This window comes from Shewanella waksmanii, assembly GCF_043643685.1.
GTDB lineage: Bacteria > Pseudomonadota > Gammaproteobacteria > Enterobacterales > Shewanellaceae > Shewanella > Shewanella waksmanii_A.
This window is the reverse complement of the sequence record NZ_JBHZSN010000006.1, coordinates 1-16,234: the sequence shown is the minus strand read 5'-3', so window position 1 is coordinate 16,234 and position 16,234 is coordinate 1. Positions and strand designations below refer to the sequence as shown.

Genomic DNA, 16,234 nt, shown 5'->3' with positions numbered 1-16,234 from the left:
ATTAATAGATGATTGGCGAGCGTTAATAGCCGTTATTGGGGCCGAAATTACTGTTAAGGCTGACGCGATACTGCTCATCGATGGTTAAGGTTAATCGGCTACCTAATTGGCCGAAAGCATCATCGGTATTGTGGTAGGTTATCTGACCTTGAGCAATTTTTTGGCCATTATCAGCGACTAATTCATAGGTGATAGTGCCTTCCGATTGGCTTGGTTTTACGTAAATGGTCTGGCGGCTATGGGCATGAACTGGGGCAAAGCTGACGTTACTGCTGGGGAGGGTAAAGTTAATCTGTTGGTAGTTCCTGTCAGATAAGTTATTGACCTGCACCTGTGGTGCCATAAAGTGATAACCCACCGCAGCAAACATGATGATGACACAAAACCATAAACCTAATTTTTTATTCATAGTGTAAACAACTCAATTAGCCTATAGCTTTCGACTCAACAAGCCTAGATTAGTTCCTTTGCTCAGTAAAGCCAACGCTTATCGCAGTGCCATGCTCGCTGAATACCTGAAGTTGCCAGCCTTGGTGTTCACAAAGCCGTTTTACTATGGCCAGTCCAAAGCCGTAACCCGTACTTTGGTCGCCTTTAACAGCGGCATTGGTCACATCTGCAGAAATAGCAGGATCAATACCTGGCCCAGTGTCGGCCACCGTCAAGGTGTTATCCCTAAAGTGCAGAGATACTTGCCCTTGATCTGTATATTGAAAAGCATTGCTGATGAGATTATCTAACAAGACTTTGAGCATACCGGGCTGACTAAAAATGGTGACATTGCAGTTGTCATCAACCTCTACATCAATGTTTTTGTGAGCAACAATATAGTGATTATCTATGATGGAACGCTCGATAATCGGCAGGAGCTTGTATGCTTGCTGTGGCGCGTTGACGTGCTCTTGGCGGGCTAAGGTGAGTAGGGTGGTGACGGTCTGCTCCATCTGGGTGGTTGCTTCTGCGATTCGGCCTATGACGGGATCGTTATCATGGTTGTTTGATTGCTGCCGATGCACTTCCAGGGCATTTTTTATCACCGCGACTGGGGTGCGAAGTTCATGGCTAACATCCCGAGTAAAGTTCTTTTCGCGCTCCATCGCTTGATTAATTTGCAACAAGGTGCGCTCTAACGTGTGCGCTAACATACCGATTTCATTGTTGGGAAATTGGTGGGCGAACCTTTGCGGGATCTGCTTGGGCTGGGTGCCGTCGACTAAGTTTGCCAAGGCTTTGAGTGGTTTAGCGGTTTTCCTGCCTAAAAACCAAGCAATGAGGCAAGCTATCAAAGTCAGGAGTATGCCGCCTGAAGCAAGAAATTTAATGACCCCCTCTCTAATAGGCCTAACGAGTAGTTGCTCACTCACTTCATAGAGTAGATAAACATTGGGATATTGCGTGAATGAATGCAAATGATAGTGACGGTTTTGTTGGCCATAAAACTCGTGCCTGTGTGGTTCGTCTATGAACTGTTGGCGCATATCTTCAGGGAAACTATTAGGAGAGAAATGCAGTGTCATAGGTATCGAACGCGGACTGGGCCACTGTCCGGTCAAATCAAACTGTTGCTCAAGGTAGCTGGCTTCTTGCTGAACCTCACGCTCAATGAATCGGTCCTCTAAACTATAAAGTAACATGAAACTCATCAATGCGTAGATGGCCGCCATAAACAGGCTGAACAAACAAAATTGCGCCATTATCCGTCGGCTTAAGCTATGAAATTTAACCTGGTTATCAGTCATTTTTTATATCCAAAGTGAAGCCGATACCGTGCACGGTTTTTAGCAGTGGTTGGTCAAAGGGTTTGTCTAGCACGGTTCTTAATTGGTAGATATGCGAGCGCATCGCATCGGACTCAGTGGGATCATCACCCCATAACTTTTGCGACAACTCTGAGCGACTTACCACTTGCGGGTAGGCCTGTGCCAGTTCCAGCAAAATACGAAACCCCATACTGTGCAGGGCTAACTTTTTTCCATCGCGCATGGCTACGTGTGTTTTACGGTCAACCGTTAACGGGCCGATAGTGAGCAGCTCATCGGTATGCAGCAAATGGCGGCGTGATAGGGCTAAACAGCGCACTTCTAGCTCTTGTAACGAGAAAGGCTTGGTGAGGTAGTCGTCAGCCCCAACACTAAAGCCGTTGACCTTATCTTCTATGCTATCGCGAGCCGTCAGCATTAAAATTGGAATGTGCCTGTTTGCAGCTTGGCGGATTTCACGGCATACAGTGAGACCATCCATGACGGGTAAGTTTAGATCCAAAATCACGACATCATAGTATTCGGACAACGCCAGCGACAGGCCTTGCTGGCCTTGTGATGCGTAGTCAAACACATGGCCTTTTTGCTCCATGTAATCAGCAATATTACTGGCAACACTGTGTTGATCTTCAACCAGTAAAATCTTTAATGATGTGACGCTGTTTCCCATAACCGCTACCTTAATCCGTTAATCACGCTCTTTGCTGTTTATTACCTTGGCGTCTATGGCTGGCGACATTGATGATGCAGTTAAGCAGGCTTTGAAGGAGCACTGATGACGATCAGTTGCTAACCGCCCGTAAGCCTACTTAATGCATCGACGCTGTGCTTAATAGTGTTTTTGTAACATATCTAACGCAGGTTGATAATCAGGTTTTGCACTAAGTAGCTGTGTTAGCGTCGACTTGGCTTCATCTTTCAACCCGAGTTGATGTTGTGTCTGGGCAATTTGCATATCCAGTACAGGGTTGTTGATTGCTTGCTGTGCCAGCGTCATTAACGCCAGAGCATGTTGTTGCTCTGCGGCACTGCTGGCGATTTTTTGATAGTAAAAACCGTACATCCCCACTAGCGGTAACTGTGATGTCTGCTGTGATAGCGCGGACAGTTGCTGCTCATCGCCTGCTAGGTACTGCGCGATAGTTACCAAGGTAATGTCTTCGTCATAGCTTCTTGGCTTTGCAGGCTTGATGCCTAACTGCTTGACCAATTGTGTCGCTACACCAGTTGTCGATGTGGGGTTTTGTCCGGTAATTAAGCGCTCATCAACAGCGACATGGCTTAACATCAGTGGGCTAGATTGAAATTTGCCACCTCGCTCGCTGAGTTTATCTTGCAACATAAACTCAAACTCCTTAAGCCACTTTTTACCAAACAATTGCTCTTCTTGATTGGTAAAGCCATTAATCGCTTTGCCCGCAATCAAATAGTCGCCATTATCGAGCTTTACATCAACCAAGGCGGCAGGGCCATGGCAAACCGCTGCGACACTGCCTTGTTGTTGATAGATGTCTTTTATCAGGGTTTGTAAGGCTTTATCTTTGGGAAGGTCGAACATCGCGCCTTTACCGCCAACAATGAATACGCCGTCATATTCACTTGCTTTTAGCGACCCTGTCGCTAAGGTGTTGTTTAACTGTTTCATCGCTACCGCGTCGGCGAGCACTTCGGCGTTATAAGGCTTGTTTGGATCATATTCATCGGCTGAGACTTTGCCGCCTTGTGGGCTGGCAATATCAATGAGTAGCTGATTGTCTTTAAAGATAAGGTACGCTTTAGCAAACTCATCAAATTCATAACCCGGTGTCAGTTTTCCTTGTTGTTGGCCGTAGCCGCTGAGCACCATCAACACGCGTTTGGTGTCATTACCAGCGTATGCTTGCGGGGTGAAGCTCAGTAAAGTCAGCAATAGGCAGATGAGCTTAGTTATTTGGTGATATAGATTCATAACGGTCTCCTTGTTAGTTAATGCCAGTGTGTCGTTGCCGATGTGAAACAGATGTGAAACTGAGCTAAAACGATAAATCTCAGCTGATATCTGTTGTTTAACCTGCTTGCCTGCGAGCAAACGCCGGCCTGCCTTGTCATAATACATAGCGCTTTTGCATAGCTTTTCGGCATAGCCTCTTGGCAGCAATCGCTTTTCGGCATAGCCTCTTGGCAGCAATCGTGTAGTCAGCAAGCTCCGTGATAAAGGGTTCGAATATCAGCACTTAGGCTGCGTTTACTGGCGTGTAGGCCAATTAAGGTTACAAGGGTGATAATCACGCTGATGGTAGATAGCAACCACCACCAATTGGGTTGATAGTGCAGTGAAAACTGAGATTGATAGATAAGTTGCCCTGCGATACTCGTGCCAGCAATGGCACCCAAAGCGGCGATGATAGCAGTCACCAGCCACTCAATCAGTGTTAAACGCTGACAGGTTTTTCGGTCAAAACCAAAGCTGAGGATCAGGCTATTTTTGCGGTTTTCTTTACTTTGTAGTGCCTGTACTGAGGCCAAAATCACCACCACAGCCAACAAAATAATCATCAATGAAAAGCCAGTAATGACTTTGGTTATCATGGCTAAGATCCGATCGAAATTGGCGGTCATCTCTTGCAGTGACACCATTCGCAAGCTTGGGTGGCGCTGCCAAAGTGTCGGTAACATGGTCCAGTCCTTAGCTTGTAGCTCCAAACTGGCCATTGCGTATTGCGGCGCATCGACATGCTCAATCAGTGCTATCGGCGCTTGCATCCAAAAAGTGATGGAGCCTTGCCCGGGTTTGAAAACATGACTGGCGCTTATGGTAAAATCAATCGGGTTGTTAGCAATGTTTAGGGTCAGTACATCACCAATTGCTAGGTTGAGATCGGTCATAACCTCTTGCTCAACGGACAGTTGCTGCCAGTTTTGGCTGTCTTTGGGCCACCAATGACCCTCCACAACACGATTATTACTGGGTACGGCCTGCTGCCAGTGCAGTCGGATTGGCCGTGTGAGGGTTGCAAGGGTTTCGCTTGGGGAAAGCTCGGCGCTAGCGATAGCGGTTTGATTGATAGCGGTCACACTGGCATACAGGTACGGCTTATGCTGCCTAACGGGGACTTGGTGTTGCTGGGCCCAAGTTTCAACATCTGCCATTTGTGATGACGTTGCCTGAGAAATCAGTAAATTACCGTCATGCTGACGTTGATACGCCTGCATGGTTTCACCTAAGTCTCTCATGAGCATTAAGGTAAATAATAGTAAGAAGGCGCACAGTCCCACACCAATGATTTGGGTACTTTTGCTAACGATTCGCTGTTTCATCATGAATAAGGCAAACGGTACCAGTCCAGATAAAGGCGCAGTGATACGCTCACCTAAGGTCAGTACAACCCAGCTGGCCAACATCATAATGGCGATGCAGCTGCTTATCGTAACAACCATCATGCTGGTGAGTAAGCCATTATCTGAATAGAGATAAGCAATCATGGCTAACACCAGTACCGCACTGATTTTACTGATGAGCTGAGATTGATTGCTGCTTGATTGCTTGAACAATACGCTAATCGATGTACGCCACAGCGCAACCCAGATAGGCGCCTGAAATACGGCAAAAATGCACCATACCATGGCGATCGATTGCAGCATTGGCAAGGGTTGCCACAGCCATTGAAGCTCGGTAAACGTGGCACTTAACTGAGCAATAATAAAATAAGATAGCCCTGTCGCGCACACAATGACGAGCGGTAGGTGACTGACTAGCTCTAGCAGCCATTTTACTATGGCAACAACGAACCCCATGGTGCGAGATGCGCCTAAGCTCAAACAAATCGCCGAGAAATACTGCTCTTGCTTGATGCGGATTTGGGTGAGTAGATCGATAGCGATGGCCGCCATAAAAAACAGCACCATTGAAGCAAGTCCGAGTACGTTCTCTGTGCGTTGCCAAAACAAAGATAGTGGGTGATTGCCTTGTTTGTGATAGAGCTGCGCTGCGGGGAGATACTGGCGTTGCCATTGAATGATGGCGTCGGTTTGTTGAGAGTTGGCCTGCAGTAAATAGCGATAGAGTACGTGATCGTCGGTTTGCATAATCGCTTGCAAATCAGCGTGATTGACCAGTGCTCGCATGGTGACATTATGCCCCTCCATTAGCCTGTCAGGCTCGTGAAGTAGCGCTCGGGTTAGGGTCAGTTGATGGTCGCCTAAGCTTATGTTTTGGCCTATATCTATGCCTAAACCCGTGATAAGACGTGGCTCTAGCCATATCTCCCCAAGCTTGGGGCCATGCTGGCTGCTGAGCGCCGGCGCACCAAGGGTATTGCTGGTCTTAAGTTGGCCTTGTAAGGGATAGTGTTGGTCCACGCCTTTGATACTGGCTCGCTGCCACTGCTGGCCGAAGGTGATTGTGAAGTTGAGCTGCCTAGTCAGCGTCATTTGTTCACTGAGTTTTGATAGTGCTTGGCGCTGTTCAGCGTTAAGTGGGTGTTGCTGGCTAATCACCACATCAGCACCCAATAGGCTATTTAAATTGTGATTGAGATAGTGCTGGATATTACTGGCCACCAGACTGAGCGTGACAATAAATACCATCAAAATCGTTTGTGTAAATTGGTACAGGCGGTATTGGGGCTGATGGCGCTGTTGTTGCCATATTGGATAGGCAAATTGGATAGTTTGCTTAAGCACTTTTCACACTCCTCATGCGGTTAGCGCAGCGTAATTGTCCGCCATCGAGGGCGTAGTGGTAGTCAGTGCGGCGAGCGAGTAAATCACTATGAGTGACTATCACCAGTCCTGCCTGCTGGCTTTGACAACAAGCGAATAGCAACTCAGTCACTTGCTCTGCATTGTGCTTATCTAAGTTACCGGTGGGCTCATCGGCAAAAATAAACTTAGGGTTGAATACTAAGGCTCTGGCAATCGCAACCCGTTGTTGTTCACCACCACTTAGCTCACTGGGTTTATGCTGGCCGCGCTGGCCCAAACCAACCTTGTGCAACCAATGAGCAGCTTTCTCCAGGGCATCTTTATCGCCTCGCAGTTTCATCGGCAGGGCAATATTATTAAGCGCATCAAGCTCTGGTAGTAAGTGGAATTGCTGAAACACAAAGCCAATATCCATTTTCATGGCACTTAAAGGCTGCGATTGTGCGCCAGTCAGATAAGTGCCTTCCCCCGTACTGGGTGGCGTGAGCCCCGCCAATATCATCAATAAACTGGATTTTCCCGCCCCAGATGGGCCCGTGATAGCGTAGGAGTGGCCCTGCTTAATCACTAAGTTGAGGTGTTCAAACAAGGTGACGTTGCCTGTTTGGGATGAAAACGACTGACTGACATTTTCTAGCTGAATTTGGCTTGGCATGGTAATGGCTCATTAATGACGGATGATTCACGCTAGCCAAGTCGATGTGAAATGAATGTGAAGTGGCAGCTCGCCTTACTTGCCTGATTGATATGGCAGTGGCTGGACGTCATTGTCGCTGCGTAGGAAATACCAAGCCTTTTTAATCTCAGTGATTTATATCTTTAGCTAGGGGATTTACCAAGGCCAGTGCAGGGCTTTATAGAATGACAGCAAAGGATCAACATGGATGAGGATATAAAAGATTATTTAGGCCGCATAAAGCAGCAGTCTTTTTTTGGTGATGCCAGCACCGCGGGGAGTTTAAAGAGTAATATCCGCTGGTATCAAAACTGCGCTCGGACCTCCCACCATTGGTTTCGTGTCGTGGGGTTTACCACGGTATTTTTGAGTGTGTCGCTGCCCTTTATGGCGGCCATCTATCCCAATGAAGTGCAGCCTACGGTGATCATGTCATGGTTAATTGCGCTGGCAGGTGGTGCTAATGGCTTTTTCCAATGGGGAAGGGCCTGGCAGTCTCGTACCGAAGCGTATATCCGACTCGAACGACTTATGATGCAATGGGAAGTTGCGGTGCATGACCCTAATGCCGAAATCAGTGCCATTATCACCGCGACAAATAAGCTGGTTACCGATGCTAGGGAGACCATTAAAAATGAGACCGGTACCTTTTTTGAAGAGGTACAGTTTCCTGAAGTCGAGTCCAGTAAGAGCAGTCATCAATAGTCTATAGGCAACATTTTTTAACGCTAGCAGCGCTCAGGCTAATAGCTTGCGGCGCCCGATGCACGCTAGCGTTGGTTTAGTTTAAGGGGTGACGACATTAAACCAGAAGTTGAACTCATCCAGCATCGCCATCAGTAGCCGATTCTCTTCAGCTTCACTCCGTTGTGGTAATAGATTTTGCCTATAGCGCTTTTGTTAAAACTGCATCTCTGGCACATGGTCTGGGACAACCAGCTCACCAGCCGTAAGACGAATGATGGTCTCAACGCTGACACCTGGCGCTCGCTCAAGCAGATGGAACCGACCTGCTTTTATTTCGATAAAGGCAAGATCGGTTAGTACTCGTTTGATGCAGCCCTTACCGGTTAAGGGCAGTTGGCATTGGTTAAGCAGCTTTGATTCGCCCGATTTAGATGCATGGGTCATGGTGACAATGATGTTGTCAGCACCGGCGACTAAATCCATGGCGCCACCCATGCCTTTGATGAGTTTTCCAGGGATCATGTAAGAGGCAATATTCCCCTGACAGTCCACTTCAAAAGCGCCCAGCACGGTAAGGTCAACATGACCGCCTCGGATCATGGCAAAGGATTCTGCTGAGTCAAATACCGCAGCGCCAGTAGCCATGGTCACGGTTTGTTTACCAGCATTGATAAGATCAGCATCAATTTGTGCTTCATCAGGAAACTGGCCCATTCCTAATAATCCATTTTCTGATTGTAGTAAAACTTCCATATTATCAGGAATATAATTGGCAACTAAGGTGGGAATACCTATACCTAAATTGACGTAGAAGCCGTCCTGCAGTTCTTGCGCCACACGTTGGGCGATTTGTTGTCTACTTAACGCCATGGTTAGGCTCCTTGATGATGAGTGGCGGGGCGCACAGTGCGCTGCTCAATGTGCTTACTAAATGTGCCTTGGATGACACGGTCAACATAGATCCCAGGGGTGTGGATCTCATCGGGGTTGAGTTCACCTACTGCAACAATTTCCTCAACTTCAACCACAGTGATTCGGCCTGCGGTTGCCGCTAATGGGTTAAAGTTTCTAGCAGTTTTTCGGTAAATCAAATTGCCGTACTCGTCTGCTTTCCATGCTTTAACAATGGCAAAATCCCCGCCAATTGCGTGCTCTAACACATATTCTCGGCCATTGATTTGACGCACCTCTTTACCTTTAGCGACCTCAGTGCCAACTCCAGTTGCGGTAAAAAATGCGGGTATGCCTGCACCAGCTGCACGCATCTTTTCGGCGAGCGTCCCTTGGGGGGTGAGTTCAACCTCAAGTTCGCCCGATAACATTTGTGATTCAAAGTGTTGGTTTTCGCCGACGTAGGAAGCGATCATTTTGCGGATCTGTTTACTGGGAAGCAGCACCCCCAGCCCATGTTCAGTGGTGCCACAGTTGTTAGAGACCATGGTTAAGTTCTGCGTGCCTTTACGTTTGATTTCATTGATTAGGTTTTCTGGTATGCCACATAACCCAAACCCGCCAGCAATGACGGTCATGCCATCTTCAAGGCCCTGCATCGCATCTTGATAGCTGCTGACCACCTTATTTAATCCGGACATAAGACTCTCTCCTGTACTATCCCGTGTTGGATGTATCTGTCGGCTCACAGGCTTTTACTCGCCTTGCCGTTGGTCTTTTTCACTATTACCCAAATCGCCGTGGGCTCCTATGGTACTAAGGTGCCAAATAAATCTTGCGTCAGTTGCAGTAGTCTCAAAGGGTGATCAAAGGGCGGATGCTGAGGTCTCGGCTTATCAAATTTCGAAGGCGATGCCACTTTGATCCTTTCTTTGGTAGTGATTGAGGAGTGGATATGTTGCATGGGAAGGTGGCGTTAATTACCGGGTCAACCAGTGGAATAGGCTTAGCAACGGCTCATGTGCTGGCTGAGCAGGGAGTAGACTTAGTGCTTCACGGTTTGCTCGAGCAAACCCAAGGGGAGGAGCTTGCTCAGCAGTTTGCCGAAAAGTATCAAATTAACACCTATTTCAGTAATGCTGATTTACGTATGAGTAGCGAGATCAGTGCATTTATGCAGGCTGCGCAGGAGGCCTTAGGTGGCATCGATATTTTGATTAATAATGCCGGCATTCAACATACAGAGACGGTTGTGGATTTCCCCGAGAACAAATGGAATGACATTATTGCGATTAATCTGTCATCGGCATTTCACACTAGCCAGCAGGCACTGGTGCATATGCAATCTAAACGTTGGGGACGAATCATCAATATTGCCTCTGTTCATGGGCTGGTGGCCTCGCTGAATAAGTCAGCATATTGCGCTGCCAAGCATGGCATTGTCGGGCTGACCAAAGTGATTGCACTGGAAAATGCCGAACTGAATATCACTGCTAATACCATTTGCCCCGGTTGGGTCGACACTCCGCTTATTAAACAGCAAATTACCGATATTGCTGAACAAAACTCACTGACCTTTGAGCAAGCGAGTTATCAGCTCGTCACCGCAAAACAACCATTACCAGAAATGTTAGCGCCAAGAAAAATTGGTGAGTTTGTGTTGTTTTTATGCAGTGATGCCGCCAGTGGGATCACCGGTGCTTCATTGCCGATGGACGGTGGTTGGACCGCGCAATAGCTCACAAACATAACAAAGCAAACAGAGAAGCACTTTGAACCAGAGATATTTTATGAATCAAGCAGATGATGTGGTGATTGTTGCCGCTAAACGCACCCCCATGGGGAGCTTTTTAGGTGAGCTAGCCCCGCTAAGTGCGGTTGAATTAGGAGCGATGGCGCTGCAGGCGCTAGCAGTACCAAAACAGATGGTGATTGATGAAGTTATCATGGGCTGCGTGCTCGGCGCAGCCTTAGGCCAAGCGCCAGCTCGCCAAGTTGCACTGGCTGCGGGGCTTGGGCATTCAGTGGGGGCTACCACGGTCAACAAAGTGTGCGGCTCAGGCATTAAAGCCATGATGATGGCCGCTGATAGTATTACTGCAGGCCAGATGGATAGCGTGATAGCTGGCGGCATGGAAAGTATGTCCAATACTCCATACATGCTAGAAAAGGCACGCAGTGGCTACCGCATGGGGCATCAACAAGTGTGCGACCATATGATGTTGGATGGCTTAGAAGATGCCTATCAGCAACAATCAATGGGACTACTGGCACAGGCAACAGCAGACAAGTATCAGTTAACCCGTCAGCAGATGGATGCCTATGCAGCCCAGTCTATCGAGCGGGCGCAGGATGCGGCAACCCAAGGAAGGTTTGCCGCCGAAATAACTGAGATAACCATAGCCAAGCGCAAGCAAGTTACCCGCATCAACAGTGATGAAGGATTAAAGCGCAGTCAGATGGATAAATTGCCGCAGTTGCGCCCCGCTTTTAGTCAGCGGGGGACGATTACCGCCGGTAATGCTTCCTCGATTGCAGATGGCGCCGCCGCAGTGTTAATGACTCGCGCCTCTTTGGCTACCGCTATGGACGTAACACCGCTGGGCAAAGTTGTGGCCTACGCAAGCCATGCTCAGGCACCTGAAGAGTTTACCTTGGCGCCGATTGGCGCGATAAACAAGTTATTACATCGGTGTGGTTGGCAAGCTGATGAGGTTGATCTCTGGGAGATCAATGAAGCGTTCGCCATGGTGGCAATACTCGCGATAGAGCAGCTTGGGCTGGATAGTAGCAAGGTGAATGTTAATGGTGGTGCCTGTGTACTAGGTCACCCGCTTGGTGCAAGCGGCACACGTATAGTGGTCAGCCTTATTCATGGGCTACGTCAACGGGGGCTGAGTAAAGGCGTTGCCAGCTTATGTATTGGCGGTGGCGAAGCGGTGGCCATTGCGATTGAAATAGTGTGATGAATCGTTGCTACGATAAGGAGAGCATATGCATAAAGGGGAGCGAATTCGCCGTCAGGTGATGGGGAATGAATTTGTCGATCGCGCCTTAGATGCTGAGTCAGACTTTGCCATGCCACTGCAAAGCTATATTAATCAGCATTGTTGGGGCGCCACCTGGCAGCGTCCAGAATTAGATCTAAAAACCCGCAGCTTAGTGACATTAGCCATGTTGGCGGCATTGAAAGCCCCGCAAGAACTAAAAGGCCATGTGCGCGGTGCCATTAGAAACGGTGCGACTGTGGTTGAGATTCAAGAAGTGTTGCTGCACAGCGCACTGTATTGTGGTGCGCCCGCCAGTCGACAAGCTTTTGCCGCAGCTGTAGAGGTGTTAACTGAGATGGGTAAGTTAGATTAAACGCCAGTATAAAAGGCCTTGATGCATGCGCAGCAAGGCCTGATTTATGGGCTACTTATCGATGTGGTAGGTCATCAACCAATGGCTGAGTAAACGTACGCCATGGCCCGTACCGCCAGCTGGTGTGATCCCCTTATCTTTTGCCGCTAATGCACTACCAGCAATATCTAAATGGGCCCATTTAGTCTCACCGGTAAATTGCTGTAAAAAGGTCGCTGCGGTGGTTGCACCTGGGCCACCATAGCCAGCGTTCTTTAGATCCGCAATTGGGCTAGTGAGTAGATCTTCATAGGCTAAAGGTAAGCGCCAGAGCTTTTCTTCAACATGCTCACCCGATGCGGTTAAGCTGGTAACCAAGTCGTCATGGTCGCTAAATAGCGCAGTATAACGGCGGCCTAAAGCGCGCACTTTAGAACCCGTTAGCGTTGCGACATCAACCATCACTTGTGGCTCATAAAACTCGCGCGCATACCAAAGGCCGTCAGCCAGAATCAAGCGACCTTCAGCATCGGTATTAAGAACTTCAACCGTTAAGCCTTCAGCGGTCATCACCACATCGCCAGGGGCGAACGCCGTATGCGATACCATGTTGGCAGCCATTGGCATAATCGCCACAACGTTGACCTCGGCTTTTTGCATCGCCAGCGCTTTCACTGTACCCAATACTGCTGCAGCGCCAGCCATATCTGACTTCATGCGCGAAATTGAGTCGCCAGTGGCTTTAATATTGTAACCGCCCGAGTCAAAGGTGATGCCCTTTCCGACTAGCGCGATTGGCGCATCTTTGCTGCCTTGCCAGTGAGCCACAACCAAACGTGCGCCTTCATCAGAGCCGCGGCCTACAGCATGCAGCGCGCCCATACCCAGTTGCTTAATTTTCTTTGGGTTTAGTACCGAGACTTTCACACCATGTTGTTTCAGCGACTGTGCAGCCGCGGCAAACTCAACTGGAGTCAGGGCGCTGGGGACTTCTGAAGTTAAGTCACGGGCTAAGAATACTCCCGCCTCAACGGCTGCGAGCTGCTTGTACTTGTCCTCGGCACGGCTAGATGAACTTGTTTGAATGGTGAAGTGTTTTTCGGCAGGTTTTTTCTCTGCCAAATACTTATCAAATTGGTAAGCGCGCAGGTTAATACCGTGAGCTAATTCAGCGGCAAACGTGGCGTTACTGCCAGCAGCATCAATGCCTGCAGTGATGATATCGACCTGATTGGCATCCGGGCTTTTGTCTTGGCGTAGTTTTGCGGTTAGCTGCGCCCCTAATTTGTTGATATTGCCCGCACTTAAGCTTGTTGTATCACCCACTCCAATGATCAATAAGCGACTTGCCGCTAATCCGTTCGGCAACAGCATATCCACCACTTGGTCTTGCTCACCGGTAAATTGCTGTCTGGTTAATGCGCGGCTAATTTGATTATTACTTTGCTTATCAAGCGCCTTAAGCTCTGAAGATAATGCGTCGCCGGCTTGGTAAACCACCAAGGTGTCTGCAGTTACCTTGTGCTCACTGACAAATGAAAAGGTTTCGGCAAAGCTTAATGGGCTAGCAAATAAACTAAGGCATAGAGAGGTTCTGAGAAGGTTCTTTTTAGTTAGCATAATTTCCTCAAATAGGGTGCGTTCAATGTGGTGAACACCAGAGACTAAAATGACATTTTATGTCAAAAGCGCGCCATCATACTAAAGTATGCAAAGCTGATGCAAGTCACTAACAATTACTTAATGTTTGCTCTCGGCTTGTCACGCCATTAACGAGTTTATAAAACCGGCATTAGTTGAAACTTAACTACTGCTAAAGACCCATATTAATGTCGCTATCAATTCCCTAGGTTGGTTGGATTGTTGGTTTTTTATACACAACTATAAAAGGGAATAAACTATGACATTGTTCACCCTGAGTCGGCGTAAACGGTGGCGAGATCTGCTGCTTATCATCTGTTTTTTAGCGCCAATGAGTTACGCGGGCAGTTGGCAGCAAAATGTTGCCATAGGCGGTTTTAACCAAGTACATATCTACACCCCAGATTCCAATTCAACGGTTGGTCAAGGTAAAGCCTTGATGTTGGTGCTGCATGGTTGTGTGCAGCCGATTAACAACTACCTGACTGCCAATTTAGAACAGGCTGCAGAAGCCCATGGCATGGTGATCGCGGTGCCTGATGCGATGAGTAAAGCTGGCTACAGTTGCTGGTCGTATTGGCAAGGTAGTATCAGTCGTAATGCGGGTGACTATAAAAACCTGATTAATTTGGCCAATACCTTGGTGGCAGATAGCAGCCGTAATATTGATGCTGACCAAGTTTATATTGCAGGTTTATCCTCGGGCGCCGCGATGGCAGCGCAAACCGCGTGTGTAGCCCCAGATATCTTTGCAGGCGTTGCCCCGAGCGCTGGACCGACGATTGGGACAAGTTCAAGCGGAGCCATCAGCACCTGTGAGTCGGTTGCTGCCAGTACGTTCAAATCACGATGTAATAGCTATGCAGGCAGCTACCAATCCCATTTGGCAACTCAAATTGCGGCAGTGGCCCATGGTGATGCCGATACGACGGTCAATACCTGTTATAACCAGCAAAATGCCAATGGTTATGCTGCCGTTTATGGGGTCAATGCGTTAAGTGGCACGGCAACAATTAGCGAGGCGGGAGGGCGCAGTGCGACCGAGTCGCTATGGTCTAATGGCCGAGTTTCCATGTTGTGGCTACATAACCTTGATCACTCATGGTCGGGCGGCGCCGGCGCCAGTGGCGATTATGTGGCTGATGATAGTATCAATTTTGCTGACTATTTGGGGCGATTCTTTGCTACGAATAACCAACGTGTTAACCGTAATTCAGGTCCTGAGTTATCGCAACTGAGCGCAGTTGAGCTAAGTAACAGCATCAGTATTAGCGGGGTAGCGCTTGATGCTGAAGGCAGTGTAAGTCATGTGACACTATCGATTTACGCCGTCGCAAGTACGGACACTGCTGCGCTTGAAACCTTAAGTGTGAGTGTTGATAGCCAAGGTCAATTTAGCGCTATATCATCTCCACTTGCTGACGGCTTATATGCCGTAGAGCTGGTGGCAACAGATAATGAAGGCAAGCAAGGTGACAGTGTGAATGTCAGTGTGCGTCTTGGACCTGAGCCTGCGCCAAGCGCGCCGCAACTGAGTCAACTTCAGGCTCTGGTAGCGGGTCAATGTGTGACAATTACCGGCACAGTGGCTGATATTAATCTTGATGTCAGTCGGGTGACAATTAGCATAGATAATGGCCCAGCACTTGAGGCGAATTTAACTGGCGATCAAGCGATGCAGACACTGAGCCGCGAAGTGTGTCAATTGGCGGGAGGCCCCCATAGCGCGCAAGTTGAGGCTATAGATGATAGCGGTCTAACAACTAGCCAATCACTCAGTTTTACTATCGATGCAGGGGTTAGTGGCGATTATAATCTGCATATTAGTCAGGGACATATTACTTGGGGAGTCGGTTACTCAGCATGTTATCTCGCATTTGGTAGTGCCAGTTTCACCATGCGCGAATACCCTAGTGGTGATGGCCAATGTCAATGGGTGGCCGATGGTGACAGTAGCTGCAGTGGTCCACTGCAAGCCTGCTCTGCTGGCCAACCTGTGACTGATAGCGATGGCGACGGTATTAATGATGACATTGATAACTGTGTGGATATCGCCAATAGCGATCAGGCCGATAATGATGCTGATGGCATTGGTAATTTATGTGATAGCACGCCCAATGGCGGCGTGGTTGATAGCGATAATGATGGTATTGCGGATGTGGATGACAACTGCCCTGCAATCGCCAATAGTGATCAAGCTGATAACGATGCTGATGGTATCGGCAACGTGTGTGATAGTACGCCGGATGGTGACAGTTTTAGTTGCACTGAAACCACTGCTTCAAATTACGCCCATGTGCTGGCTGGCCGCGCGACGACCAATGGTATCTATGCTTTTGCGATAGGCTCAAATGCCAATATGGGGCTGTACAACACCTTTTATACTACGACGTTGGCGCAAACGGCTGCGAGCTACTATCAGATTGGTAGTTGTCCTTAAGTCGCGTTATCGATAGCTTGTCATTTGCACTGCTAGCGATATCAACCAGTATTTAGGTTTTGCTAGCAAAAAAGCCTTGTGCAGCAACAGTGCACAGGGCTTTTGTTTGAATTT

At 48.3% G+C, this 16,234-nt stretch carries 14 protein-coding genes; 5 read left to right on the top strand and 9 right to left on the bottom strand.

All coding sequences use genetic code 11. From position 1 onward, the window contains the following. Window positions 1–22: 22 nt before the first annotated feature. From ACHUFW_RS10680 to ACHUFW_RS10655, 6 genes are all read right to left on the bottom strand, one after another. Window positions 23–409: a hypothetical protein gene (locus ACHUFW_RS10680; RefSeq protein ID WP_394202923.1), complete on the bottom strand. Its 387-nt coding sequence runs from the start codon at window positions 407–409 to the stop codon at window positions 23–25. Window positions 410–458: 49 nt separating this feature from the next. Next, window positions 459–1,739, bottom strand: coding sequence for a sensor histidine kinase (locus tag ACHUFW_RS10675; RefSeq protein WP_394202921.1), 1,281 nt, complete (start codon window positions 1,737–1,739; stop codon window positions 459–461). Continuing rightward, complete coding sequence (locus ACHUFW_RS10670; protein WP_394202920.1) at window positions 1,732–2,430, bottom strand: response regulator transcription factor; 699 nt, start codon at window positions 2,428–2,430, stop codon at window positions 1,732–1,734. Before ACHUFW_RS10670 ends, ACHUFW_RS10675 begins: the two co-directional genes overlap by 8 nt. A 159-nt stretch (window positions 2,431–2,589) precedes the next feature. Further along, complete coding sequence (locus ACHUFW_RS10665) at window positions 2,590–3,708, bottom strand: type 1 glutamine amidotransferase domain-containing protein (protein WP_394202919.1); 1,119 nt, start codon at window positions 3,706–3,708, stop codon at window positions 2,590–2,592. A 227-nt stretch (window positions 3,709–3,935) separates the two neighbouring features. After that, window positions 3,936–6,422, bottom strand: a complete 2,487-nt coding sequence (locus ACHUFW_RS10660) for an ABC transporter permease (RefSeq protein ID WP_394202918.1) — start codon at window positions 6,420–6,422, stop codon at window positions 3,936–3,938. Then, window positions 6,415–7,098, bottom strand: a complete 684-nt coding sequence (locus ACHUFW_RS10655) for an ABC transporter ATP-binding protein (RefSeq protein WP_394202916.1) — start codon at window positions 7,096–7,098, stop codon at window positions 6,415–6,417. Before ACHUFW_RS10655 ends, ACHUFW_RS10660 begins: the two co-directional genes overlap by 8 nt. Window positions 7,099–7,323: 225 nt before the next feature. On the opposite strand from ACHUFW_RS10655, the gene ACHUFW_RS10650 reads away from it, so the two are divergent. Continuing rightward, entirely contained in the window at window positions 7,324–7,824 is a 501-nt protein-coding gene (locus tag ACHUFW_RS10650; protein ID WP_394202914.1) for an SLATT domain-containing protein, read from the top strand. A gap of 195 nt (window positions 7,825–8,019) precedes the next feature. Here ACHUFW_RS10650 and ACHUFW_RS10645 read toward each other — a convergent pair whose 3' ends face one another. Beyond that, on the bottom strand, window positions 8,020–8,676 hold the full coding sequence (locus ACHUFW_RS10645; protein ID WP_394202912.1) for a 3-oxoacid CoA-transferase subunit B: 657 nt from the start codon (window positions 8,674–8,676) through the stop codon (window positions 8,020–8,022). Window positions 8,677–8,678: 2 nt separating this feature from the next. Beyond that, the gene (locus ACHUFW_RS10640; protein ID WP_394202910.1) at window positions 8,679–9,398 is read right to left on the bottom strand and encodes a CoA transferase subunit A; all 720 of its coding nucleotides are present in this window, start codon (window positions 9,396–9,398) and stop codon (window positions 8,679–8,681) included. Window positions 9,399–9,652: 254 nt separating this feature from the next. On the opposite strand from ACHUFW_RS10640, the gene ACHUFW_RS10635 reads away from it, so the two are divergent. The 3 genes from ACHUFW_RS10635 to ACHUFW_RS10625 are packed head-to-tail and all read left to right on the top strand — an operon-like array spanning window position 9,653 to window position 12,060. Continuing rightward, the gene (locus tag ACHUFW_RS10635; RefSeq protein ID WP_394202908.1) at window positions 9,653–10,435 is read left to right on the top strand and encodes a 3-hydroxybutyrate dehydrogenase; all 783 of its coding nucleotides are present in this window, start codon (window positions 9,653–9,655) and stop codon (window positions 10,433–10,435) included. Between the two features lie 52 nt (window positions 10,436–10,487). After that, window positions 10,488–11,663 (top strand): thiolase family protein, encoded by a 1,176-nt coding sequence (locus tag ACHUFW_RS10630; protein ID WP_394202906.1) that lies wholly within the window; start codon window positions 10,488–10,490, stop codon window positions 11,661–11,663. A gap of 28 nt (window positions 11,664–11,691) precedes the next feature. After that, the gene (locus ACHUFW_RS10625) at window positions 11,692–12,060 is read left to right on the top strand and encodes a carboxymuconolactone decarboxylase family protein (protein ID WP_394202904.1); all 369 of its coding nucleotides are present in this window, start codon (window positions 11,692–11,694) and stop codon (window positions 12,058–12,060) included. A 51-nt stretch (window positions 12,061–12,111) separates the two neighbouring features. On the opposite strand, the gene ACHUFW_RS10620 is transcribed toward ACHUFW_RS10625, so the two are convergent. Beyond that, window positions 12,112–13,659: a leucyl aminopeptidase gene (locus ACHUFW_RS10620; protein ID WP_394202903.1), complete on the bottom strand. Its 1,548-nt coding sequence runs from the start codon at window positions 13,657–13,659 to the stop codon at window positions 12,112–12,114. A gap of 280 nt (window positions 13,660–13,939) precedes the next feature. Between ACHUFW_RS10620 and ACHUFW_RS10615 the strand changes: the two genes are divergently transcribed. Beyond that, window positions 13,940–16,120: an extracellular catalytic domain type 1 short-chain-length polyhydroxyalkanoate depolymerase gene (locus ACHUFW_RS10615; RefSeq protein ID WP_394202901.1), complete on the top strand. Its 2,181-nt coding sequence runs from the start codon at window positions 13,940–13,942 to the stop codon at window positions 16,118–16,120. Window positions 16,121–16,234 lie beyond the last annotated feature (114 nt).

Coding starts and splice junctions, on each gene's coding strand:
- ACHUFW_RS10680 (WP_394202923.1), bottom strand. CDS start 409: ATGAATAAAAAATTAGGTTTATGGTTTTGTGTCATCATCATGTTTGCT.
- ACHUFW_RS10675 (WP_394202921.1), bottom strand. CDS start 1,739: ATGACTGATAACCAGGTTAAATTTCATAGCTTAAGCCGACGGATAATG.
- ACHUFW_RS10670 (WP_394202920.1), bottom strand. CDS start 2,430: ATGGGAAACAGCGTCACATCATTAAAGATTTTACTGGTTGAAGATCAA.
- ACHUFW_RS10665 (WP_394202919.1), bottom strand. CDS start 3,708: ATGAATCTATATCACCAAATAACTAAGCTCATCTGCCTATTGCTGACT.
- ACHUFW_RS10655 (WP_394202916.1), bottom strand. CDS start 7,098: ATGCCAAGCCAAATTCAGCTAGAAAATGTCAGTCAGTCGTTTTCATCC.
- ACHUFW_RS10650 (WP_394202914.1), top strand. CDS start 7,324: ATGGATGAGGATATAAAAGATTATTTAGGCCGCATAAAGCAGCAGTCT.
- ACHUFW_RS10645 (WP_394202912.1), bottom strand. CDS start 8,676: ATGGCGTTAAGTAGACAACAAATCGCCCAACGTGTGGCGCAAGAACTG.
- ACHUFW_RS10640 (WP_394202910.1), bottom strand. CDS start 9,398: ATGTCCGGATTAAATAAGGTGGTCAGCAGCTATCAAGATGCGATGCAG.
- ACHUFW_RS10635 (WP_394202908.1), top strand. CDS start 9,653: ATGTTGCATGGGAAGGTGGCGTTAATTACCGGGTCAACCAGTGGAATA.
- ACHUFW_RS10630 (WP_394202906.1), top strand. CDS start 10,488: ATGAATCAAGCAGATGATGTGGTGATTGTTGCCGCTAAACGCACCCCC.
- ACHUFW_RS10625 (WP_394202904.1), top strand. CDS start 11,692: ATGCATAAAGGGGAGCGAATTCGCCGTCAGGTGATGGGGAATGAATTT.
- ACHUFW_RS10620 (WP_394202903.1), bottom strand. CDS start 13,659: ATGCTAACTAAAAAGAACCTTCTCAGAACCTCTCTATGCCTTAGTTTA.
- ACHUFW_RS10615 (WP_394202901.1), top strand. CDS start 13,940: ATGACATTGTTCACCCTGAGTCGGCGTAAACGGTGGCGAGATCTGCTG.